10 protein-coding genes are annotated in these 24,541 nt (G+C 65.0%); 9 read left to right on the forward strand and 1 reads right to left on the reverse strand.

Annotated elements, in window-relative coordinates; genetic code table 11:
- The first annotated feature begins 6 nt into the window (after positions 1 to 6).
- The 7 genes from AC3IPM_RS05705 (at position 7) to cyoD (ending at position 18,784) form a co-directional block, all read left to right on the forward strand.
- Positions 7 to 12,540, forward strand: coding sequence for a hemagglutinin repeat-containing protein (locus AC3IPM_RS05705; protein WP_489302989.1), 12,534 nt, complete (start codon positions 7 to 9; stop codon positions 12,538 to 12,540).
- A gap of 2 nt (positions 12,541 to 12,542) precedes the next feature.
- A complete protein-coding gene (locus AC3IPM_RS05710; protein WP_489302990.1) occupies positions 12,543 to 12,950 on the forward strand; it encodes a hypothetical protein in 408 nt (135 codons plus the stop codon).
- Between the two features lie 497 nt (positions 12,951 to 13,447).
- Positions 13,448 to 13,933, forward strand: a complete 486-nt coding sequence (locus tag AC3IPM_RS05715; protein WP_489302991.1) for a hypothetical protein — start codon at positions 13,448 to 13,450, stop codon at positions 13,931 to 13,933.
- 771 nt (positions 13,934 to 14,704) lie between these two features.
- Positions 14,705 to 15,790: a ubiquinol oxidase subunit II gene (gene cyoA / locus AC3IPM_RS05720; RefSeq protein WP_489302992.1), complete on the forward strand. Its 1,086-nt coding sequence runs from the start codon at positions 14,705 to 14,707 to the stop codon at positions 15,788 to 15,790.
- Positions 15,791 to 15,798: 8 nt separating this feature from the next.
- Positions 15,799 to 17,796: a cytochrome o ubiquinol oxidase subunit I gene (cyoB, locus tag AC3IPM_RS05725; RefSeq protein WP_489304018.1), complete on the forward strand. Its 1,998-nt coding sequence runs from the start codon at positions 15,799 to 15,801 to the stop codon at positions 17,794 to 17,796.
- Positions 17,793 to 18,434 (forward strand): cytochrome o ubiquinol oxidase subunit III, encoded by a 642-nt coding sequence (cyoC, locus tag AC3IPM_RS05730; RefSeq protein ID WP_489302993.1) that lies wholly within the window; start codon positions 17,793 to 17,795, stop codon positions 18,432 to 18,434. Before cyoB ends, cyoC begins: the two co-directional genes overlap by 4 nt.
- Entirely contained in the window at positions 18,434 to 18,784 is a 351-nt protein-coding gene (gene cyoD / locus AC3IPM_RS05735) for a cytochrome o ubiquinol oxidase subunit IV (protein WP_489302994.1), read from the forward strand. Before cyoC ends, cyoD begins: the two co-directional genes overlap by 1 nt.
- 119 nt (positions 18,785 to 18,903) lie before the next feature.
- Here cyoD and AC3IPM_RS05740 read toward each other — a convergent pair whose 3' ends face one another.
- Entirely contained in the window at positions 18,904 to 20,967 is a 2,064-nt protein-coding gene (locus AC3IPM_RS05740) for a putative bifunctional diguanylate cyclase/phosphodiesterase (protein ID WP_489302995.1), read from the reverse strand.
- Positions 20,968 to 21,112: 145 nt separating this feature from the next.
- Between AC3IPM_RS05740 and radA the strand changes: the two genes are divergently transcribed.
- Together radA and AC3IPM_RS05750 are read left to right on the forward strand one after the other, a co-directional pair.
- The gene (radA, locus tag AC3IPM_RS05745; RefSeq protein WP_489302996.1) at positions 21,113 to 22,489 is read left to right on the forward strand and encodes a DNA repair protein RadA; all 1,377 of its coding nucleotides are present in this window, start codon (positions 21,113 to 21,115) and stop codon (positions 22,487 to 22,489) included.
- Between the two features lie 190 nt (positions 22,490 to 22,679).
- Positions 22,680 to 24,539 (forward strand): ATP-binding protein, encoded by a 1,860-nt coding sequence (locus AC3IPM_RS05750; RefSeq protein ID WP_489302997.1) that lies wholly within the window; start codon positions 22,680 to 22,682, stop codon positions 24,537 to 24,539.
- The last annotated feature ends 2 nt before the right edge of the window (positions 24,540 to 24,541 follow it).

Raw genomic sequence — 24,541 nt, forward strand, 5'->3', positions numbered from 1 at the left:
CGTGACATGAACTGTGTATATCGCCTGGTGTTCAACCGGGCCCTGATGGTGTGGCAGGTGGCGTCGGAACTGGCGGGTGGATCGGCCGGAACTGTCGACCGCCGTGCAGGGATCCAGCGCGGGGCGGCACTGTCGCCGCTGGGGTTCGCCCTGATGTGCTCGCTGGGGTGGGTAACCCTTGTTTCCACGGCACAGGCGCAGAGCGCCGGCCGCATCGTTGCCGACCCTGGCGCACCGGGCAACGAACGCCCCACCGTGGTGGCCGGGGCCAATGGCGTGCCGGTGGTCAACATCACCACGCCGTCGGCGGCAGGCGTATCACGCAACCGGTATTCGCAGTTCGACGTGGGCCGCGAGGGCGCGATCCTCAACAACGCGCGCGGCCAGGTGCAGACGCAACTGGGTGGCTGGGTACAGGGCAATCCCTGGCTGGCCACCGGCAGCGCACGGGTGATCCTCAACGAGGTCAATGGCCCGGCCAGCCAGCTCAATGGCTATGTGGAAGTGGCCGGGCAGCGCGCCGAGGTGGTGATCGCCAACCCAGCCGGCATCCAGGTCAATGGCGGCGGCTTCCTCAATGCCAGCCGCGTGACCCTGACCACGGGCACACCGTTGTTCGTCGGCGGCGCGCTGGAAGGGTATCGGGTCGGTGGCGGGGCCATCCAGGTTGGCGGTGAAGGGCTGGACAACAGCCGCGTGGATTACACCGATCTGATCACCCGCTCGTTGCAGGTCAACGCGGGCATCTGGGCCCAGCAGCTGCAGGCCAGCCTGGGCAGCAATCAGGTCAGCGCGGATCACAGCCGGGTCACTGCCATCGCCGCCAGCACGCCGGCGCCCACCTTCGCGCTCGATGTGGGTGCACTGGGCGGCATGTTCGCCAACAAGATCTGGCTGGTGGGCAACGAGCATGGCGTGGGCGTGCGCAACGCAGGCACGCTCGGCGCACAGGCCGGTGAGCTGGTGGTCACCGTGGACGGCCGGCTGGAGAACACCGGCGCCTTGCAGTCGCGCCAGGACGTGCGCGTCAGTGCGGGCGAAGGCATCACCAACGCCGGCACGCTGGCCGCCTCGCGCGAGCTGCTCGTCCAGACCGGCGGCACGCTGGACAACAACGGCGGCACCGTCAACGCGCAGCGCCTCCAGCTGGAGGCCAACGCTCTGCGCAACCGTAGCGGCGCGATCGAGCAGACCGGTGTGCAGGCATTGGCGGTCAACGCGGGCAGTGTGAGCAATCGCGCTGCCGGTCAGATCGGTGCGCTCGAACCGATTGCCGCAGGCGGCGGGACGCAGCCGGGCAGCGGGAACGGTGGCAGCACGCCAGGTGGCGGCAGTGTCGACCCCGGCACCGGCACCGCGCCGGGTACCGGGGGCGGCACGTCTACTGGCACGCCGCCGGTACCGGGCACGGCGCCATTGGCCGCCGGTGCCGTGAATATCGCCACGCAGCTGGACAACGACGCCGGGCGTCTGGCGACCGGTGGCATGCTGAGCCTGGCTGTCAACGACGGGCTGGACAACCGGGGTGGCCAGATCGGCGTGTCCACATTGCAGGCGCGCGGCGACCTGGACAACAGCACGGGCACGTTGCAGGTGCATGGCAATGCGGACCTGCAGCTGGGCCGGCTGGTCAACGACCAGGGCAAGCTCAGCGTGGCCGGTGACCTGGGGCTGGATGCCGGATCGCTGCTCAACCGGGGCGGCGAGCTGCGGCATGCCGGTACCGATGCCAGCCGCTGGGTCGTGCGCGACGCACTGGACAACAGCAAGGGTGTGCTGGCCTCCAATGCCGCGCGACTCACGCTCAGCGCCGGCCATGTGATCAACGCGGACGGTCGCCTCGAACACGCCGGTGCCAAAGGGCTGGCGCTGTCCAGCCAGGCCTGGTCCGGCGCCGGCGGCAGCATCGGCACCGCCGGCGCGCTGACCTGGACTGCCGGCAGCATCGACCTGCGCGGTGGCAAGCTCACCGCATTGCAGTTCGACATCGACGCCGACCGCCTGGACAACCGCGGCGGCACGATGCTGTCGCTCGGCACCCAGTCCAGCGCGCTGCGTATCGCACAGCACCTGGACAACAGCGCCGCCGGCACGCTGGCCGGCAATGGCAGCCTGGACATCCGCACCGCCACGCTCGGCAATGCCAAGGGGTTGATCCAGCAGGCCGGCAATGGCCTGCTGACGATCCGCGCCGACACCTTGCAGGGGGCGGAAGGACGACTGCTCAGCAATGGGCAGCTGGACCTGGAAGGTGGCCAGATTGATCTCAGCGGCGCTACCACCTCGGCGCAGGAGATCCGCATCGCGGCGGCGTCGCTGGACAATGCCGGTGGACAGATCAGTGCACTCGGCGACGCCGCGCTTCAGCTGAACGTGCGCGAGGAATTCGACAACCGCAACGGTCATCTGGCCAGCAACGCCGGCATTGATCTGGCGGCGGGCAGCTTCGACAACCGGCAGGGCACGGTGCTGGCGGCGGGCAAGCAGCCCACCGCGTTGCGCGTACGCGAGCGGCTGGACAACAGCGCGGGCGTGATCTCCAGCAACGGCAACCTGCTGCTGCAGGCCGACACCGTGCTGAATCGCGGCGGCAAGGTGTTGGCGGCCGAAGACGGCAGCCTGCAGGTCACGGCGACGACGGCGCTGGACAATGCGGCGGGCGGTCGTCTGGCCGGTGAAGGCGCGGTCACGCTCCGCGCAGGCGTGCTGGACAACAGCAGTGGTGCCATCGAACACGCTGGCACAGGCACGCTGTCCCTCACCGCCGACATGCTGCAGGGGGCGGGCGGACGCATCCTGAGCCTGGGCACGCTGCAGCTGGGCGGTGGCGATCTTGTGCTCGGCGCAGGCAGCACCACCCAGGCCGAACGCGTGTCGGTGGTGGCCGATGCGTTGAGCACGGCCGGTGGCACGCTCAGCGCTACCGGAAACGAGGTGCTGGACCTGCGTGTGGCGCACGGGCTGGACAACACCGCCGGCACGATTGCCGGCAACGGCGCATTGCAGCTGCAGGCGGGCACGCTGCTGAATGCAAAAGGCACGCTGAGTGCGGCCGGCACCGGCGACAGCACGCTGCAGGTTGAAGGGGCGCTGGACAACCGCGAAGGCAGCATTGCCAGCAATGCCAACCTGCTGACGGTGCGCGCCGCGAGCGTGGACAACACGTCGGGTACACTGCGGCAGGCGGGCACGCAGGGCCTGAATCTCACCACCGGGCGCCTGGACGGCAGCAAGGGCACGCTGGTGTCGTCGGCCACGCTGACCCTGCGCGCGGACACCGTCGACCATCGCGGCGCGACGCTGGGTGCAGACCGCATCGATCTGGACGTCGCAACGCTGGACAACGCCGGCGGCCGCATCATCGCCAGCGGCGACGGCACCAGCCGCATCGTCGCCGACACCCTCGGCAATGTCGGTGGCACCCTGGCCAGCAACGGCGACCTGACGCTGCAGGCGAAGACCCTGGACAACACCGACGGCAAGGTGCAGCACGCCGGCACCGGCCTGTTGCAGATCAACGCCACCACCTTGACCGGGCAGCGCGGCACGCTGCTGAGCAATGGTGCCCTGACGCTGGACGGCACCACGCTGGATCTGCGCGATGCAACCACCTCGGCACAGCGCATCGCGCTCACGGCCGGCGCGCTCACCACCGCCGGCGGCACGCTCACCGCGACCGGCGACGCTGCGCTGCAGCTGCATGTGCAGGGCGTGCTGGACAACCGCGGCGGTACGCTGGCCAGCAATGGCTTCCTCGACCTGTCCGCCCAGCAGTTCATCAATGCACAGGGCACGTTGCAGGCAGCAGGCAGCACGCGCTCGACGCTGACGATCGGCCAGGACCTGGACAACCAGAAGGGCCGCATCCTGCTCGGCGGCGCCGGTACGCTCACCACCGCGAGCATCGACAACCGCGGCGGCACCGTGCATGCCGGCGGCAGCGAACTGGTGCTGGATGTCGAGGGACGGCTGGACAACCGCGATGCCGGCCTGCTCTCAAGTGCCGGTGCGCTGGAGATCGAGGCCGACACTGTCGACAACCGCCACGGCACTGCCGTGGCCGCCCAGGACCTGCGCGTCACGACCGTCGCGGCGCTGGACAACAGCGACGGCGCGATGCAGGCCACCGGCCTGCTCGATGTGCGCACAACCGGCTTGAACAACCAGCGCGGCACGCTTATCGGTGGTCAGCTGGCCATCGATGCGCGTGGTGCAACCGTGGACAATCGCGCCGGCACGCTGGGCAGCCAGCTCGGCGCGATCACGGTGCACAGTGGTCGCCTGGACAACCAGGCCGGGCGCGTGCAGTCGGCCACCGACCTGACCCTTGATACCGCCGGCCATGCGATCGACAACAGCGGCACCGCCGCCAGTGGCGGCCTGCTGGCAGGTGGCACGCTGCAGGTGGATGGCGGCGCGCTGGACAACCGCGGCGGTGCGACTTCCGCACAGGGCGACGCACGTCTTCAAGTCGCGGCGGTCGACAACAGTGCGGGCGGCACGCTGGCCAGCGCGGCCGGCCTGACCCTGCACGCTGCAACGCTGACAAACGGCAACGGCCGGGTGCAGGCGGGGCGCAACCTCGACCTCACCCTGAGCGGGCACCTGGACAACAATGCCGGCGCGATCGCCGCCGGGCAGCAGCTGACGCTCAACGCGGGCAGCGTGGACAACCGCAACACCCGCGGTGGCGATGGCACCCGTGGCCTGCAAGGCGGCCAGCTGCAGTTCGATGCGCAGTGGCTGGACAACAGCCAGGGCCAGATCGTGACCGATGGCGGCGCACGGTTGCAGGTCAACGGCCAGTTGCAGAACAGCGGCGGCGTGATCACCAGTGGCGGCAACCTGGACAGCCGCGCCGACAGCGTCGCCAACAGCGGCGGCCTGCTGCGCGCCGATGGCAGCCAGACGCTGGCGGCACGCACGCTCAGCGAGGACGGCCAGATTCACGCCCAGCGTGACCTCGGCCTGACCCTGCAACAGGGCATGCGTAATACCGGCGAGTGGATCGCCAACGGCACACTGACCCTGCAGCTGACCGGTGACCTGGACAACCAGGGCGTGCTGCGCGGCGGCAACCTGGACCTCAACGCGCAGAACATCCGCAATGCGGTCAATGGAGAAATCACCAGCCAGGGCGTCACCCGCCTCAATGCCCGCGACCAGTTGACCAACCGTGGCCTGATCGACGGCAACGTGACCCACCTGCAGGCCAGTATCGTGGACAACCTCGGCACCGGCCGCATCTACGGTGACCACGTGGCGATTTCCGCCGGCGTGCTGAAGAACCATGCCGAGGATGCCAACGGCGCCACCCGTGTGGGCACCGTGGCCGCGCGCGAGCGCCTGGACCTGGGCGTGGGCCAGCTGCAGAACACCGACAAGGGGCTGATCTACAGTGGCGGCGATGCGGCCATTGGTGGGGCGCTGGGCGCCGATCGTGTTGCGTCCGGCATGGCGGGCAGGATCGACAACATCGGTTCGATCATCGATGTCGCCGGCAACCTGGCCATCGATGCGCAGGTGATCAGTAACATCCGTGAGAATGTGGTCACCACCTCGGTGAAGACCATCGACACCACGACGAACATGACGGTCGCTGCGTGGCAGAAGAACAGCAAGAACACCGCCGGAACGGTCAGCGACACCAGCAACTACAAAGCGTGGGAGTTCTACTACATCGCGCCGGAAGACGTGCTGCAGGACGAGCCCTTCATCGCGCCAGACGGTACTCGTATGGGCAAGGCGGTGATCCGCCTGACCGCCAACACTTCGCGTTACTACTACGCAGCCGGTGGCCTGGGCACGGACGTACGCGGTGAGCGCTGGCGTCTCGATCCTGTGTCCGGCACCGTCACCATCTACTACGTGGCCAAGAGCAACCAGGCCAACCCGGACCAGGTCAGCGTGGCCGATCCGTTCGCGGTACTGAAACCCAACGCGCCATTCAAGTACCAGACCGACAGGCTGAATTTCTCCAGCGCCTACGGTACCTGCAGCACACAGTGCATCCAGTTCATCACGCCGGCGGGCTACGACAACCCGGACACGATCATTTCCGGTCGGCGCCAGCACACACAGGAAACGAGCCTCAATGAGCAGAGCCGCATTGCCCACCATGTGGCGCATGAGGATCAGCTGCAGCCTGGCGCGGGTGCCGATGCGGTCATCCGCTCAGGCGGCAGCATGCGGCTGTCGGTGGATGAGCTCAACAACCAGTACGCGCAGATCGCGGCCGGCGGCAACCTGCAGATCGTTGGCCATGGTGCCGACAGCCGGGTCAACAACGTTGGGCTGACGCTCTACCGCACGCACACGTTCAATAACACGTCGATCGCCTACAACGGCACCCGCACCCAATGGGAGGCGCCGTCGATCTCCGAGGAGGTCGGCAAGCTCGGTGGTCAGATCACGGCCAATGGCACGCTGACCATCGATGTCGGCGATCTGAGCAACCTCAACCAGGGCCGCAACGCACCCAATGTCCAGGACGGCGCTGCGATGGCCAACCTCAACGGGCACGGGCCGCAGACCCAGCCGACCGGCCCGGAGCACGGCGGCGCGCAGGGGCCAGGGCACGCCGGCGGCACCACTGCCGAGCGTGCATTGGCACAGGCCGCCGAAGCGGCAGGCAGCAGCCAGGGCGGTGCAGTCGGGGGCGTGAGCAACGGCGGTGGCGTTTCGGGTGCGCGAGTGGTGGCCGCTGCGGGCGGCTCGCCCGACCGCATCGCGATGGGCGCACCGGATACGCGCGCACCCAACGCCAGCCTGTTCAACGTCAACCCCAATGGGGGCAGCTACCTGGTCGAGACCGACCCGCGCTTCACCGACCACAAGACCTGGCTCAGCTCGGACCATCTGCTGGGCAAGATGGGCTATTCGCCGGATGCGGTGCACAAGCGTCTGGGCGATGGCTACTACGAACAGAAACTGGTGCGCGAGCAGATCGGCGAGCTCACCGGCCGTCGCTTCCTGGACGGCTATGCCAGCGATGAAGCGCAATACCGCGCGCTGCTGGAAGCCGGTGCGACCGTTGCCAGCCAGTGGGGCCTGCGCCCCGGCGTGGCGCTGACTGAAGCACAGATGGCACAGCTGACCAGCGACATCGTCTGGCTGGTCGAGCAGACCGTGACCCTGGCCGATGGCAGCACCACCACCGCGCTGGTCCCCCAGGTCTACCTGCGCCTGCGCCCGGGCGACCTGGACGGGCAGGGCACCTTGCTGGCCGGCGCCAACGTGGATATCACCCTCGCCAATGGCCTGGTCAACACCGGCGATATCGTCGGTCGCAAACTGGTGACCATCGATGCGGGCAACATTGAACACCTTGGTGGCAGCATCTCCGGCAAGCATGTAGGCCTGTCTTCGGACAAGGACATCCGCATTGCCGGTGCCACCGTGACCGCCACGGATGCCCTGTCGGTGCAGGCCGTGGGCAATGTCACCGTTGCCTCCACGGTGGAAACGCTCAGTGGCGGGGGTGTGCACGCGTTCGAGGTCACCCAGCTGGACCGCGTCGCCGGCTTGTACGTCACCAACCCCAGCGGGGACGGTGTGCTGTCGGTGGTGGCCGGTGGCGATATCCACCTGCAGGCAGCACAGATCCGCAACGCCGGTGCCGATGGCATCACCCAATTGGCGGCGGGCGGCACCCTGGACCTCGGCGCGCAGACGCTGGGTCAGCGCACCGACAGCACCTTCGATGACCGCAATCACATCCGCAGCAACCAGACCACCCATGCCGTCACCAGCGTGCAGGGTGCCGGTGACGTCGTGCTGGCCGCAGGCAAGGACATCAATCTTGCGGCAGCGCAGGTCAAGGCCGGAGGTGGCATGGCGCTGCAGGCTGGCGGCGACATCAACAGCCAGGCGCTGGTGGACAGCACCAGCACCGACTTCAGCGCGGCCGGCAAGCGCAGCTCGCTGCAGATCAGCCAGAGCGATGAAACCGTGCGGGGCAGCCAGCTGTCGGCGGGCGATAACCTGCTGCTCACCGCGGGCCGCGACGTCAATCTGACTGCCGCCCACGTCGCCAGCAGCGACGGTACGGTAAGCATCAGCGGTGGCCGTGACGTCAACCTGCTCTCGGCCAACGAGTCGCACGACTACAGCCTGGACAGTTACGAGAAGAAAAAGAAGACGCTCTCCAGCACCACCACCACCCGCAGCATCGACAACAGCGACAGCTACGCCGTGGGCACGGTGATCCAGGGCAACAGCATCGATATCACCGCCGGCCGCGATTTGACTGGCGTCGGAGTGGTGGTCGATGCGACCCATAATGTGATCCTCGGCGCGGGCAACAACGTGCTCATCACTGCCGCTGAAGACCTGCACAGCAGTGAATCCAGCCAGAGCAAGAAGAAGTCCGGTGTCACCGGTGGTTTCGGCAATGGCGTGGCTTCGGTGGGCTACAACAGCGCCAAGAACAGCAGCACCAGCGCCGAGCAGTCCACCACCCAGGTGGGTTCGGCCGTTGCCTCGCGCGACGGCAGCGTGCTGATCAACGCCGGCAACCAGTTGACGATTGCCGCGTCGGATGTGGCCGCCGGCGAGAACCTGACCCTGGTCGGCAAGGACATCGCCCTGCTGGCGCGGCAGGACACGGTGGACAGCCAGTCCAGCCAGGCCAGCAAGTCCAGCGGTTTCTCGGTCGGCGTCACCTACGACCCGACCAAGGCCTACCGCAGCGCCCGCGATTCCACCACCGACGGCATGGCCGACAGTGGTTCGATGATGGGCCGCATCACCCGCACCGCCGAAGGTGCGGCGTCGGGCCTGCGCGCTGCAACCACGTCCACCGTGGTGACCGCCGGCAGCCAGCGCTCCAACAGCAGCCAGAGCCAGTCGACCAGCGATGCACGGGTGACCCAGTTGGCTGCCGGTGGCGATCTGACCCTGGTCGCGAATGGTGGCTCGATCACCAGCCAGGGCGCGCAGCTGTCGGCCGAGGGCAATGCCGTGCTGCTGGCCACCAAGGACATCGTGTTCGATGTTGCCCACAACACCGAGCACAGCGACAGCAACAGCAGCGCCAAGGGCTGGGGCATCGCCAACAACACCAGTGGCCTGCCGTTCGGCACCAACAACTCGCGCAGCGAGGGCAGCGGCAGCAGCGACACCATCACCGGCACCCAGTTGTCGGTGGGCGGTGGCGTGCGCATGGCCACCACCGAGGGCGACATCAGCCTCACCGCGGCCAACATCGCCGCCGAGAAGGACGTCAACATCCGTGCCGCCGGTGACCTGACCATCCGCAGTGGCCAGGACACCGTCAGCAATGCCAATACCGCCGACAGCAAGGCGATCGGCACGGTGCAGATTTCTGACACGGAGAAGTTCTCCGGCTGGCATCGCGAGCAGCACGAAGACGACAGTGGCATGGTCTCGCAGGTGGCCAGCAACGTTGGCAGCCTGGGCGGCAACGTGAACCTCACCGCCGGGGGCACCTACACCCAGACCGCCAGCAACGTGGTGGCTGCCAAGGACGTCAATATCACCGCGGCGGAGATCGCGTTGCTCACGGCCAACGAGACCGGGCACTCTTCGCAAAGCGACAAGGACCTGAAGATCGGCGTGTTCGCGCGGATCAAATCGCCCTTCATCGACCTGATCAACAACGTGGAGGCGGCACGGCAGTCGGATGGGCGGCTGCAGGCGATGCAGGGGATGGCTGCTGGTGCCAATGCGTACCAGGCCGCCAGCGCGATCGCGGGTCTGACAACCAGCGGCGCGGTTGGCAGCGGTTTGCTGTTCAGCGCCGAAGCCGGCATTGGATTCAAGACGGCCAGCAGCAGTGCTGATGGACGCAGTGATGTCTCGCGGGGCTCGACCATCCAGGGCGGCGGCAATGTCAATCTGACCAGCACCCGCGGCGACATCCACATCGTGCAGGGCAATCTCAGTGCCGGCAACACGCTCAGCCTGGACGCGGCGCGCGACATCCTGCTCGAAGCGGGGCAGGCGCATGTGGAGGACCGCAGCAAGAGCCGCAACGCCGGCGCGGAAATTGGCGTGGGTGCGCAGGTGGGAGCGCAGACCGGTGTGTACGTGTACGCCGAAGCCAGCGTGGGAAGCAGCAAGTCGAACTCGGACGGCAGCACCTGGCAGAACACCACCCTCACCGGCCAGAACATTTCGCTCAAGGCCGAGGGCGACACCACGTTGCGCGGCGCCACCGCGACTGCCGACCGTATCGAGGTCAAGACCGGCGGAACGCTGACCATCGAATCGCTGCAGGACATCGCCGAGAGCATGTCCAAGAACAGCCAGGTTGGTGGCCGTGTACAGGTCTCCATCGGCACCGCGTGGAACGCCGACGCCTACGCCAGCGCCGGCAAGGCCGAGGGCAGCTACCAGGGCGTGGGCCAGCAGAGCGGGCTGTTCGCCGGCAACGGTGGCTACCGCGTCGATGCGGGGCATGTGAACCTGATTGGCGGTGCGATTGCCAGCACCAACGCCGCCAACAGCGAGCTCACCGCGCAGACGCTGACCTTCACTGATCTGCAGAACGAGATGGCCTATAAGGCCAGCTCGGGAAGTATCAGTGGCGGTGCGGGCGGCGAGATGAACGGCTGGACGCCGGTGGGGGGAACCACCACGCCGCGTGGCAGCCCAGGCGTACCGATGAGCGAGAAGGGGAGCGACAGCTCCACCACCTTCGCCACGCTAACTGAAGGGAACATCAGCATCGGCGGCAACAAGACCACCGCGGCAGAGCTGGGAATCAACACCGATGCCAGTGCAGCACACCGCGCGCTGGATGCATTGCCGGATGTCGACAAGGTGCTGGCGGACCAGCAGGCGATGGGCGCGGCGATGGGAACCGTGGTGGCGACCAGCAAGCAGATTGCTGCGGATGTCGGCAGCTACGGGGTCAACAAGATCACCAAGGCGTATCTGGATGGTCTGAGTGACAAGGAAAGGTCCGACTTCCTGCGGTCCAGTAGTGATGATCAGATCGCGACCTTGTCGAGCTTCGACTCCGGTTACAAGGACGCGCTTGATACCCAGCTCAAATGGGGTATCGGTGGTGAGTACAGTCGGGCGTTGGATGCGGTGACCCAGTTGCTGGTTGGCAGCGTGGCCGGCCAGGGTGGCGGGCAGATTGCGTCCAATACGCTGGCGCCGTATGCGGCTAACTTCATTGGTGACAAGTTCGATCCGAATCACGGCAGTGACCCCGACGCGACACTGCAACTGTTGTCGCATGCAGTGCTCGGGGCGTTGCTGGCCGAGGCGAATGGTGGATCGGCGGGTTCCGGTGCGGTGGCCGCAGTCGGTGGTGAACTGGCCGCGAAGTACTTGACCGACACTCTGTATGGCGGCGACCCATCCAAGCTGGATGACCAGGACAAGCAGACGATTTTGGCGCTGTCGCAGGCGGTTGGGGCACTGGCGGGTGGGCTGTCGGGGGAGGGACTTGCGGGTATCGCACTGAATGCAGAAATTTCCAGGAATTCTTCTGAGAACAACTTCCTTAGCCACGAGCAGCGGGTGAAGAAGGACGTCGAGAATGCCAAGTGTGGGAGTGATGATGCATGCCGTGGTGAAGTGAACTCCCGTTGGGCCGACGTCAGCCAGGATCAAAGCAGGGCAATGAAGGACAAGTACCTTCCTTACCTGACTGCTGATGAGCAAGCAATTCTCTTCAGCTTGAAGCCAGGCACAAAGGCTTACGACGAGATCCTTGCCGGTGCAGTTGTGAGGGAGAGCTCTAAATCACCCGCGTACAGTTCAATTCTCGGCCGTGACATCTCGGTTCTGAAGGAAAATGACTGGGTGGGCGCGTTGTTTGGTCCGATGCCGAGAGCGATGACTCTCGAAGATCGGAATCGCATCGAGACGGCAATTTTAGGGCCGATCTTTGGAATGCCCAGCGTGTACTCTCAGTTGCGCGGGCATAGCCCCGAAACAGTTGCTGCGATGAATCAGTTGGGGGCTATTGCGTGGGATATGGCGGGCACGGCAACCGCATTTGCGCCAAAAGCGAGCGGGGGCGTGGTTGGTCCTAAGGTGTCAAAAGGTACCGCTGGATCAGTAGCGGTTGACTATCTTCAGGCTGGGGCGCGTCAAGGCGCAAAGCTGTTTGTTCCGGATGCACCGGTACAAGTGAGTTCTGCACATAGTGTCAATACAATAACTTTGAAATCCCGATATGGTGATGGGAGCGCAGTAGTAGGGAAGACAGTAGCAATGGGTGGGGTTGATTTGAAAGGTGACATCGCAGAGATTAATGCCGGGCGTGCGATAATCTTGCCGGGCGGCGACGTAGTTACTTCATCCGGGAGGGTGTACGGTAGACACCCAGGGAAAAATTCTGTGTTCCCTCGTGAGGGACCGGGCCTCATCAAGCTGACCAGGGCTGAGTTCGGTTTGTATCAAGGCATGCTTCGACATGGCGGCCTGCGGGATGGAGCATTGAGGCAGTTTGAAGGGATGTCCGCCGCTGGCAATAGAGGGCTTAGCGACCAGTCACGCGCGAAGCTGGGTGAACTTTTTGGGTCAAGGCAGGCTGTGAAAGCCAAGTCGGGGAAATGAACGTGGAGATCTTCGAGGTTTCAATTGGTAGAGCTATTGAGTTTGAGGAGTTTGGGCGAGAATTCTCCATTTTCTACAGGGTTTCAGAGGGTTTCGTGCTGCCAGCCGATGTTTATTGGGAGCGGGTTATTGCCGGTGATTATGCTTGCGCCGGAGTGGAGTTGATCATTGATGGCGGCGATTTCCAGACCTTGATCAGGGGATACTCGGATCTGGATGTTCTGGGCGAAGGGTTGGGTAAGTTCGCGGCTTACCTTGCGGTCGCTCTCAATACGGAAATCGCAATCGGCGACTTTATCGACAGTCATGAGGGTGGATTCATTGTCTACTACCCATCAGGCCGGGCAAGGTTTGCCGATGAGCGATGCGGGGATGAGTTTTCCCTTGATCTGGGTGGCTGGCTGCCATAGGTCGGGCTTGTTTTGTGCCAGCCCTTGGGCAAGAGGCTGATCAATCGCTGCATACGTTTGTTGGAGTTGCACTATGGCCAGCGGCCGGAGCGTCGGCCGGCCAGGCTTGGTTCTTGATGTGCATGGTGGGTGGTGCGGCGGTCAGTTGGCTGCCATTGCGCTGGCGCCGTATGCGGCGATCTTCATCGGTAGTGAGCTCGATCCGACCCGCTGCAGGAGTCCTGATGCGCCCCTTCAGTTGATCTCGCACGTCGTGCTGGATGCTCTATTGGCCGAGACAAATGCGGCATCTTTCATAAGTGGTGCACTGGCGACGAAGTGCCTCACTGATATCTTCTGCGGAGGGGGTCCTGGGATAGCGGCAAGTCATTTTCGCGTTGTCGCATGCTGTGACAGCATTGGTTGGCATATTCAAATGGTGCCCAAGTCCGCAAGGGAGCAACTGGTCAATAGTGCTGAAAAGCGTCTGATGTGGCTGCCAGAAGCAGGGGTGTGTAATGCGTGCCAGGTATGTTGCTGTTATCGGAGCAGGGGTCGTTTTGCCCGAGAGGGAGTTGTTGATCAGTCTTGCATGGGGTGCTGCTCCCGTGTCCTACTTTCAGGATCGAGAAAGTTTGGATGATTGCAGCTTCCTTGATTTGAAGGTGAACAAGTGGGAGGTCAATGCCGATTGGAGTCGCGGCCAGTATGAGGAGCCCTTCATCAGGATCGAAATACTTAGAGGGGCGGCGCTGGCGGAATACATGCAGAATGAAGTGCTTTCTCTGCCGGTGAGCGACATAAGCGAAGCTGTTCTTGTCTTTGAGCTGGATGAGGGCGGTAGTAAGCTTGACGAGGTGCTGTTGCTCCGCCTTGTGTCCGTCTTTTTTGAGGGCAACAAGTTGTACCGCTGGTGTGACGGTTTTCGAGAGATCAGTGAGCAGGAGGTTGCTTCTCTGCCGGCGCGGCAGTCCCTTCTGGAGCGTCTGGTGGCATGTGAGTAGATGCGCGGCGCGCGCTCTGATTTGCTCCAATCAACGTGCTCTCAGGGATGATGGAAGTGTCCGGTATGAGCGATTGGGATGCATCTATTTCGACATTGCCTAAGCGGACAGATCCGCCGGGAGCAGGAGCGGAGTGATGGATTTGAAGCGTGGTGGTGAGGGCGTCTTCCTGTTGGCATTGAGTGGTGTAGATTCGTGAATCATCTGCGACCATTGGCAAAGACTCATATCCCACCAGGATTGACGTCTCCATGGACGTAGGCGTGTCATTGGCCCATGAGCTCATGGAGCTCATGGAGCTCATGGCGCGAGAAGGGTTGGAGCAATAGAGCCTCGACCCCGTTCAAGGAAGTCGGGCGCGAAAGGATCATCGTCCGATGTCCTCCAATCGAATTTCTGAGAGGGCGCGCGGCCGAGGCTGGAGATGGGTACCTGTAGGGCACGCTCCAGCGGACGTTGGCCTGCTCGTGCAGCAGGACAGGCCCGGACACCGCCGAACAGAGACGCCGCACCCCCATTCATGTCTATACATGAACGGCCCAACCTTGCCAATCCGGGCCATTGCCCGCCACTGCGACAACGTGTCGCAGCCAAAAACAGGTCTTTCCTGCGCCGGATCATTGTCAATGCCTTTCTTAAATGGTGCGTGACGGCCTAAAATTAGAGGGCTGACATGATCGTCCTCCGTGCCTGTCCCCTGGACCGGCACACCCGGCTTTGGCCGGCGGGGGCGGGCTTGACCTGGCATTCCCTACGCAATTGGATCGACCGATGATTCCGTTGAACCCCCTTGGACGCTTTTTGCGTCCGGGCCTGCTGTTTGCGTTGTCCGTGTTCCTCACGGGCTGCAACTCGGCCATCCTCAACCCCAAGGGCCAGATCGGCCACGATGAAAAGACACTGCTGATCACGGCTACCGTGCTCATGCTGCTGGTCGTCGTGCCGGTCATCGTCATGACCCTTGCCTTCGCCTGGAAGTACCGTGCCTCCAACACCAAGGCGCGCTACGAGCCGAAGTGGTCGCATTCCACCGCGATCGAAGTGGTTGTGTGGTCGATCCCGTGCATGATCGTGCTGGTGCTGGCCGTGCTGACCTGGCGTTCCTCGCACGCGCTGGACCCGTACCGTCCGCTGGAGTCGGACAAGAAGCCGGTGGTGATTGAAGCCATCTCCCTGGATTGGAAGTGGTTGTTCATCTATCCGGAAGAGAACATCGCCACGGTCAACGAGATCACCTTCCCGGTCGATACCCCGCTGAACTTCAAGATCACGTCCGATTCGGTGATGAATGCGTTCTTCATCCCGCACCTGGGCAGCATGATCTACTCGATGACGGCCATGGAGACCAAACTCCACCTGATCGCCAACGAGACCGGTGAGTTCCCGGGCATGTCCTCGCACTACAGCGGCGCGGGCTTCAGCAAGATGCATTTCACCGCGCACTCGGTCACCGAGGCGCAGTACCAGGAATGGCTGACCAAGGTCCGCGCCGAGAGCGCCACCCTGGACAAGCCGGCCTTCCATGCATTGACCGCCGAAAAGAACCACGACTGGCACCCGGTGACCTACTACGGCACTACCGAGGCCGGCCTGTTCGACTGGGTCATCGCCAAGCACATGGGCGACAACCAGCACTACGGCATGAAGCACGACCACAAGGCCATGAAGCATGACGGCGCCGAGGGCGAAAGCCACGAAGGCCACGACATGCAGGCCATGAGCGCTGCCCATGAAGGCCATGACGCCGGCACCGCGCCTGCGGCCCAGGCCGCCGGTGCTGCCGACGCGCACGCCGAACACACTGCAGACGAGCACGCCGCCGCCGGTCACACCGGCCACGCGGGCTCGGGAGAATGAGCATGAATATGTTGGGTAAGCTGACATTTGCCGACATCCCGCACGACCCGATCATCATCACCACGCTGATCGGCGCGGGGATCGGCGGCTTGCTGGTGCTGGCATTGATCACCAAGTTCAAGCTGTGGGGCTATCTCTGGAAAGAGTGGTTCACCTCGGTCGACCACAAGAAGATCGGCGCGATGTACCTCATCGTCGCCTTCGTCATGCTGCTGCGCGGCTTCGCCGACGCGATCATGATGCGTGTCCAGCAGGCCATGGCGGCCGGTGGCAACGAGGGTGTGCTGCCACCGCATCACTACGACCAGATCTTCACCGCCCACGGCGTGATCATGATCTTCTTCGTGGCGATGCCGCTGATCACCGGCCTGATGAACGTCGTGGTGCCGCTGCAGATCGGCGCACGCGACGTGGCCTTCCCGTTCGTCAACTCGCTCAGCTTCTGGCTGTTCGTGGCGGGCGCGGGCCTGGTGATGATCTCGCTGGGTGTCGGTGAGTTCGCACAGACCGGCTGGCTGGCCTTCCCGCCGTTGTCAGGCAAGGAATACAGTCCAGGGGTAGGTGTCGATTACTACATCTGGGGCCTGCAGGTTGCAGGCCTGGGCACAACGCTGAGCGGTATCAACTTCTTCATCACCATCCTGAAGATGCGTACCCCCGGCATGAAGCTGATGCAGATGCCGATCTTCACCTGGACGGCTCTGGTCACCAACGTGCTGATCATCGCCGCCTTCCCGGTGCTGACCGTCACCCTGGTGCTGCTGACCCTGGACCGTTACCTGGGCACGCACTTCTTCACCAATGACGGTGGCGGCAACGCCATGCTGTACATCAACCTGATCTGGATCTGGGGTCACCCGGAAGTCTATATCCTGGTGCTGCCGGCCTTCGGCGTGTTCTCCGAAGTGATCGCCACGTTCTCGCGCAAGGCGCTGTTCGGCTACAAGGGCATGGTCTACGCCACCGCCTGCATCGGCGTGCTGTCGTTCCTGGTGTGGCTGCACCACTTCTTCACCATGGGCTCGGGTGCCAACGTCAATGCCTTCTTCGGCATCACGACGATGATCATCTCGATCCCGACCGGCGTGAAGATCTTCAACTGGCTGTTCACCATGTTCCGCGGCCGTGTGCAGTTCACCACCCCGGTGCTGTGGACGATCGGCTTCATGGTCACCTTCACCATCGGCGGCATGACCGGCGTGATGCTGGCGATCCCGGCCATCGACTTCGTGCTGCACAACAGCCTGTTCCTGATCGCCCACTTCCACAACGTCATCATCGGCGGCGTGGTGTTCGGCATGTTCGCCGGTATCACCTACTGGTTCCCGAAGATGTTCGGCTTCCGCCTGGATGAAACATGGGGCAAGCGCGCGTTCTGGTGCTGGTTCATCGGCTTCTACGTGGCCTTCATGCCGCTGTACATCCTGGGCTTCATGGGCATGACCCGCCGCATGCAGAGCTACCCGAACCCGGAGTACCAGCCGCTGCTGGTGATCGCGATGGTCGGTGCGTTCATCATCGGTGCCGGCATCCTGTCGCAGATCATCCAGATCATCGTCTCGATCCGCGACCGCAAGAAGAACGCCGATCTCACTGGCGATCCGTGGGATGCCCGTACGCTGGAGTGGGAAACCTCTTCGCCGCCGTCGTTCTACAACTTCGGCGCACTGCCCAAGGTCACCGAACTGGACGACTTCTGGGAGCGCAAGCAGCGTGGTGAGGCGTGGGAACGCCCGGCCAAGTACAGCGACATCCACATGCCGCGCAACACCGGTACCGGTGTGGTGATCGGTGCCTTCAGCCTGGTGTTCGGCTTCGCGATGATCTGGCACATCTGGTGGCTGGCCATCGTTGGCCTGGTCGGCATGATCGGCACCTTCATCTGGCGCACCTTCGACAAGGACGTGGATTACTACGTGCCGGCTGCCGAAGTGGAGCGGATCGAGAATGAGCACCGTCGCCACCTGGTGGCGCAGGGCCTGGTGAAATCGGAGCTGAAGGTATGAGCAGCACTATCCCCAACACCATGAACCATGGGCACGCCGCGCAAGCGGCGGCCCACGGCCATGACGAGCACGAGCACCACGACACCGGCGGCAACACCGTCTTCGGTTTCTGGGTGTACCTGATGAGCGACTGCCTCATCTTCGCCAGCCTGTTTGCCACCTACATCGTGCTGTCCGGCGGTACCAATGGCGGCCCGGGCCCGAAGGACCTGTTCGACCTGTCCTTCGTGGCATGGGAAACCACGCTGCTGCTGGTGTCCTCGCTGACCTTCGGGCTGGGCATGATCGCCATGCACAAGCACAAGATCGGCCAGATGTACCTGTGGCTGGCGCTGACCTGGCTGTTGGGCTTCGGCTTCATGGTCATGGAAGTGTGGGAGTTCAACCACCTCATCCATGAGGGCTACGGTCCGGACCACAGTGCGTTCCTGTCGGCGTTCTTCGCGCTGGTGGGTACCCACGGTCTGCACGTGAGCGCGGGCCTGCTGTGGCTGCTGATCATGTTCATCCAGATCAAGCAGAACGGCCTGACCCCGACCAACAAGACCCGCATGGCGTGCCTGAGCCTGTTCTGGCACTTCCTGGACCTGATCTGGATCGGCGTGTTCTCCGTCGTCTATCTGAATGGAGCGCTGTAATGGCCGCACATGACAATCACGCACACGATCATGGCCACGGTGCCGGCGGCGAAAGCCACGGCAGCGTGAAGTCCTACCTGATCGGCTTCCTGCTGGCGGCCGTGCTGACCATCATCCCGTTCTGGGCGGTGATGCACGGCGACCTGCCGCGCTTCACCACCGGCGTGATCGTGGTGATCGCCGCGGTGCTGCAGATCCTGGTGCACCTGGTGTTCTTCCTGCACCTGGACCGCTCCTCCGAGCAGCGCTGGAACGTCAGCGCGGCGGCTTTCACCGTCGTGGTGATCGGCATCATCGTCGCCGGCTCGCTGTGGGTCATGCACAACATGAACGTGCACATGATGCACTGACGTCTTCGCGACGTTGCTGCATACGGAAAGGCCGCCCCTGGGCGGCCTTTTTGTTGTCTGTGGGTTTGCGTTCGGTGTGTTGAAGGTGCCGGCCGGCATCCGGCACTACCGGGCGTGTATCAGGGGGATTGGGACAGGCGCAGGAATTCGTCAGCGGCTACCGGCCTGCCGAGGTGATAGCCCTGCAGCAGGTCGCAGCCCAGGTCGCTCAGGTACTGGCGCTGGCTGTCGGTTTCCACGCCCTCGGCGACGATCTGCAGCTGCAGCGAGCGGCCCAGCGCGATGATCGAAGAGACGATCGCGGCGTCTTCGGCGTTCTCTTCCAGGTCATGTACGAAGGCGCGGTCGATCTTCAGTTCGGTGGCCGGCATGCGCTTGAGGTACAGCAGGCTGGAGTAGCCGGTGCCGAAGTCGTCGATGGAGATGTTCACGCCCATCGCGGTCAGCCCGTGCAGGATCTGCAGGCTGGCTTCGACGTCGCGCATGGCGGTGGTTTCGGTGACTTCCAGGGTCAGCGAACTTGGTGCCAGGCCGTGGCGCTCCAGCGTGTTGCGCACGGTTTCGAGCAGCGTGCTGGAGGCGAACTGCAGCGGTGACAGGTTGACCGCCATCGACCACTCCGGGTTGCCGGCATCGTGCCACTGGCGCAGCTGCGCGCAGGCGCGGTCCAGTACCCAGTCGCCCAGCGGCAGGATCAGACCGCTGCGCTCGGCGATCGGAATGAACGCATCCGGGCTGAGCAGGCCCAGCTCGGGATGCTGCCAGCGCACCAGGGCCTCGGCGCCGATCAGCGGTTTGCCGGACGCCGGGAACTTGGGCTGGTAGTGCAGCACCAGCTCATCGCGCTGGATCGCCCGGCGCAGCTCCTGCAGCAGCTTGAGCTGCTGGTTGGCACTGACGTGCATCGACTCGGTGAAGAAGCTGTAGCCGTTCCGGCCGGTTTCCTTGGTGTGGTACATCGCCGCGTCGGCGTGTGCCATCAGTTCGCGCTCATTGGTGGCGTCGGCCGGGTACAGGGCAATGCCGAGGCTGGCGCTGACCTGCAGTTCCAGCGTGTCGATCAGAAACGGTTCGGCCACGGTGGCGATGATGCGCTCGGCCACCACGGCGGCATCCTCCGGCGCTTCGACCTGGAACACGATCACGAACTCATCGCCGCCCAGCCGCGCGAAGGTGTCCTGGGCACGCAGCAGGGTGGCCACCCGCCGGCTCATCTGGATCAGCAGTTTGTCGCCCAATTGGTGGCCGTAGGCATCGTTGATGGCCTTGAAACCGTCGAGGTCGCAGAACATCACCGCGAAACTCACCTGGCGACGCTGTGCCTTCTCGATGGCCTGTTCGATGCGGTCCTGCAGCAGCATGCGGTTGGGCAGCTGGGTCAACGGGTCGTGCAGGGCCGCCTGGATCAGTTTCTCGTTGGCCTGGGCCAGCGAGTTGGCGAGCATGCCGGTACGGGTGCGCATCTGGCGGTCGAACACCGAGGCGATCAGCGCGATGCCGGTGGTCGCAAGAGTGGTGACGATGACCAGTACCGCCAGCCATTTGCTGTCGAGGCCCTGGCCGTTCACCGCGCCGCAGATGCTGCCCGCCGGAAAGCGCGCGGCGGCCATACCGGTGTAGTGCATGCCGACGATGGCCACGCCCATCACCGCCGAAGCCAGCCCGCGCAGCAGGTAGGGGCTGCGTTGTTCCAGCCGCAGCCGGAAGGCGATCCACAGCGCCGCACCGGCCGCGCCGATGGCGATCAGCACCGAGGCGGCGAACCACCACGGGTCGTAGTCGATCCCGGGCTGCATGCGCATCGCCGCCATGCCCAGGTAGTGCATTGTGGCGATGCCCAGGCCCATGAGTACCGCGCCGGCCGCGAGCCGCCGCCAGGGCAGGGTTGGCCGCGACACCAGCCACAAGGCATAGGCCGAGGCGCTGACCGAGACCGCCAGCGAGTACAGGGTGATGGCCAGGTCGTAGCCGATTGGAATCGGCAGGCGGAAGGCCAGCATGCCGATGAAGTGCATCGACCAGATGCCCATGCCCATTGCGCCGGCGCCGCCGGCCAGCCACCAGCGTGCCACCCGGCCCTGGGTGCTGGCGAGGCGGCCGGCCATGTCCAGCGCGGTGTAGGAAGCGAGGATCGCAACCAGCAGCGAGAACACGACAAGACTCAGGCTGTAGGTGCCGGTCATGGAAAAACCTGGAAAGTGGGGAAGGGCAGTGGCCCGCCGCAGTATCGGCGGCGCGCGCGGAATCTTGAGCGGGCGCGCGCATCGTCTCGGTTGTTGCGACGCGGCTCGGCTATCCTGCCCGACAGTCGATGAAGTGGAACTGGACATGGCCAAGAGGCTCACCGCCTACGTCTGCAGCGAATGCGGCGCGGAGTACAGCAAGTGGCAGGGGCAGTGCACCGAGTGCGGCGTCTGGAACGTGCTCAGCGAGATCACCCTGGAAAGCGCGGCGGCGGCCAAATCGCCGGCCGCCCGTCGCTCCGGCTGGGCCGGCAAGGTGGATGCGCCCAGGATCATGGCGCTCAAGGACGTGCAGCAGACCGAGCACCTGCGGGTCAGCACCGGCATCGGCGAGTTCGACCGGGTGCTGGGCGGCGGCCTGGTCGAGGGTGCGGTGGTGCTGGTTGGCGGCGACCCGGGCATCGGCAAGTCGACCCTGCTGCTGCAGGCGGTGGCGAAGATGGCCGCAAGCCTGCCGGTGCTGTACATCACCGGTGAGGAGTCGCTGTCGCAGGTGGCCGGGCGCGCGGTGCGGCTGGATCTGCCGCTGGAGGGGGTCAACGCCTTGGCCGAAACCCAGGTCGAGGCGATCCTGCAGCACGCCAGCGTGGCCAAGCCGCGGCTGATCGTGGCCGACTCGGTGCAGACGCTGTGGACCGAATCGCTCACCGCCGCGCCGGGCTCGGTCAGCCAGGTGCGTGAGAGCGCGGCGCGGTTGGTGCGCTTTGCCAAGGAAACCGGCACCGCCGTGTTCCTGGTCGGGCACGTCACCAAGGAGGGCGGCATTGCCGGCCCGCGCGTGCTCGAGCACATGGTCGATGCGGTGCTGTACTTCGAAGGCGAAAGCGGCAGCCGCTTCCGTCTGCTGCGCGCGTTCAAGAACCGCTTCGGCGCGGTCAACGAGCTGGGCGTGTTCGCGATGGGCGAGAAGGGCCTCAAGGAGGTTTCCAATCCCTCGGCGATCTTCCTGTCCGGCGGCAGCACGCGCCAGCCCGGCAGCTGCGTGATGGTCACCCGCGAAGGCACCCGCCCGCTGCTGGTGGAAGTGCAGGCGCTGGTGGATGCCTCGCCGCTGTCCAATCCGCGCCGGGTCGCGGTGGGCCTGGAGCAGAACCGGCTGGCGATGCTGCTGGCGGTGCTGCATCGCCATGGCGGTGTCCTGGTCGGCGACCAGGACGTGTTCGTCAATGTGGTCGGCGGCATCCGTGTGCAGGAAACCGCGGTGGATCTGCCGGTGCTGCTGGCGGTGCTGTCCTCGCTGCAGGACCGGCCGCTGGCCGACAAGACGATTGCCTTCGGTGAGGTTGGCCTGTCGGGCGAGATCCGGCCGGTGCCCAACGGTGAGGATCGGCTGCGCGAGGCGGCCACGCACGGGTTCAAGCGTGCCATCGTGCCCAAGGCCAATGCGCCCAAGACCGGCAGCGTGAAAGGCATGGAGGTGATCGCGGTGGAGCGCTTGTCCGAGGCGATCGACGCGATCTGAGTTGTTCGCTGGGGTGCGTTGTCGTATCAGGCGCGCCCCGGCATTTGCGTGCGTGCGGCGCTGCCCGCGGGTGGTCCATGCGCACCTTCCGGGCATGCGCATGCCATCGTCGCTATGCTAGTTTTTACGGTTGACCCTTCGTTCCAGCCCGTGCCCGCGCCAGGGTACGCACGCCAGAGAAAACGATTTCATGTACGACACGTCCCTCGAAGCCAGCGGTGCCAGCGAAATCCGCCGCGCCGGTGTCGATCTCAACGGATTGATGACGGTCCTTGGCAAGCACCTGTACTCCACCCCGGTGGTGGCGCTGCGCGAACTGGTGCAGAACGCCCACGATTCGCTGGTCCGGCGCCGGCTCGAACAGCCGGGCTGGGATACGCCCGGGCGGATCGAAGTGCACGGCGACGCCAACACCGGCATCGTGCGCATCATCGATACCGGTGCCGGGCTCACCCAGCAGGAAATCCACGACTACCTGGCCACGGTCGGTGTCGGCTACACGCGCGGCCTGCGCCAGGCCGGTGACGACGATGAAGGCCTGATCGGCATGTTCGGGCTGGGCTTCCTGTCCGCCTTCGTGCTGGCCAAGCGGGTCACCGTGCGCACCACCTCCTACCAGGATCCCGCGCTGGGCCATTGCTATGTGTCCAGCAACGCCGAGCAGTACACGGTGTCGCCGATGCCGGCCCGTGCGGTGGGCACCGAAGTGCTGCTGGAACTGCACACCGACTTCCAGCACCTGGCCCAGGAAGCGCACCTGCGCGACATCCTCGGCCGCTACTGCGCGCTGCTCGGCGAGCCGATCCACATCGGCCGCGATACGCAGGCGATCAATCCCGAGCCGCCGCCGTGGCGACCGCGCGATGGCGTGCTGCTGCACCCGCTGCAGGCACAGCGCCGCGCGGTGGAGTTCGCCGCGCGTTTCGAGCGCCACTTCGAACCCATCTGCGCGGTGCCGGTGCGTGCCGTCGGCGACAGCGATGCGGTGGGCCTGCTCTGGGTCCAGGATGGCGCCACCTATGGCACCAGCGACAACCGCAACCTGTCGGTGTTCGTGCGCGGCATGTTGCTCGACGACGATGCACGCGACCTGCTGCCGCCGTGGGCCGGTTTCATCGGCGGGGTGATCGAATCCAACCGGCTCACCCCCACCGCCAGCCGCGAAGATCTGCAGCGCGACGCATCCTACGCCGCCGTCCAGCACGCACTGGGCGAGGCGCTGATCGACGGCCTGGCCGAGGTCGCGCGGACCCAGCCCGAAGCCTGGCGGCGCATCCTGGCGCGCCACAACGAAGCGCTGCTGGGGGCCGCGCTGTGCGATGAGCGCCTGTTCCAACTGCTGCTGGAGCACGTGCGCCTGCCGACCTCGCAGGGCGACATGAAAGCCAGCGAGCTGCCCGCGCGTGGCGCGGTCCACGTGATCCTGGACAGTGGCGGCGGCTTCGAGGAAATGCTGTTCCGTGCGATGGGCGTGCCGGTCGCACACGGCAACCGCTACGCAGTGGTGCCGTTCCTGCGCCGCTGGACCCAGGCCCGCGGCATGCGCCTGGTGGAGCTGGGCACCGAACAGGGCAACCGCGCGTTGTTCCAGACCGATACCTTGCCGGCCGAGGACATGGCCTGGCTGGAGCAGCACCTGGGCGATGGCGAGCAGCTGCTGCCCGCGCACTTCGATCCGGCCGAGCTGCCGGTGGTGGTGGTGCCCGACCGCGAGGCCGAACTGAAGCAGCGGCTGGAGAACGACGACAACGACAAGCGCGTGTCGATGGCGGCCCTGCGCCTGGCGCGCCAGTTCACCGCCCGCATCCAGACCCGCCCGACCTCGCGGCTGTACATCAACCTGGACAACCCGGCGGTGCAGGCACTGCTGGCCGCACGCCGCGCCGACAACCCGCAGGCCGTGGCCGCGGCGCGGTTGCTGCGCTCACTCAAGGTGATCGTCGGTGCGCAGGGGCGTGGCCTTGATGGTGGCGCCGCCAGCGGCGACCTCAACCGTGCCTTCGGCGACATCGCCCAGGCCCTGCAGCAGATGCTGCAGGCGCCGCGCTGAGC

Source organism: Stenotrophomonas sp. GL_111, assembly GCF_057835245.1.

Bases quoted from the DNA above. Each gene is read 5' to 3' on its own strand.
- AC3IPM_RS05705 (WP_489302989.1), top strand. From the start codon at position 7: ATGAACTGTGTATATCGCCTGGTGTTCAACCGGGCCCTGATGGTGTGG.
- AC3IPM_RS05715 (WP_489302991.1), top strand. From the start codon at position 13,448: ATGCGTGCCAGGTATGTTGCTGTTATCGGAGCAGGGGTCGTTTTGCCC.
- cyoA (WP_489302992.1), top strand. From the start codon at position 14,705: ATGATTCCGTTGAACCCCCTTGGACGCTTTTTGCGTCCGGGCCTGCTG.
- cyoB (WP_489304018.1), top strand. From the start codon at position 15,799: ATGTTGGGTAAGCTGACATTTGCCGACATCCCGCACGACCCGATCATC.
- cyoC (WP_489302993.1), top strand. From the start codon at position 17,793: ATGAGCAGCACTATCCCCAACACCATGAACCATGGGCACGCCGCGCAA.
- cyoD (WP_489302994.1), top strand. From the start codon at position 18,434: ATGGCCGCACATGACAATCACGCACACGATCATGGCCACGGTGCCGGC.
- AC3IPM_RS05740 (WP_489302995.1), bottom strand. From the start codon at position 20,967: ATGACCGGCACCTACAGCCTGAGTCTTGTCGTGTTCTCGCTGCTGGTT.
- radA (WP_489302996.1), top strand. From the start codon at position 21,113: ATGGCCAAGAGGCTCACCGCCTACGTCTGCAGCGAATGCGGCGCGGAG.
- AC3IPM_RS05750 (WP_489302997.1), top strand. From the start codon at position 22,680: ATGTACGACACGTCCCTCGAAGCCAGCGGTGCCAGCGAAATCCGCCGC.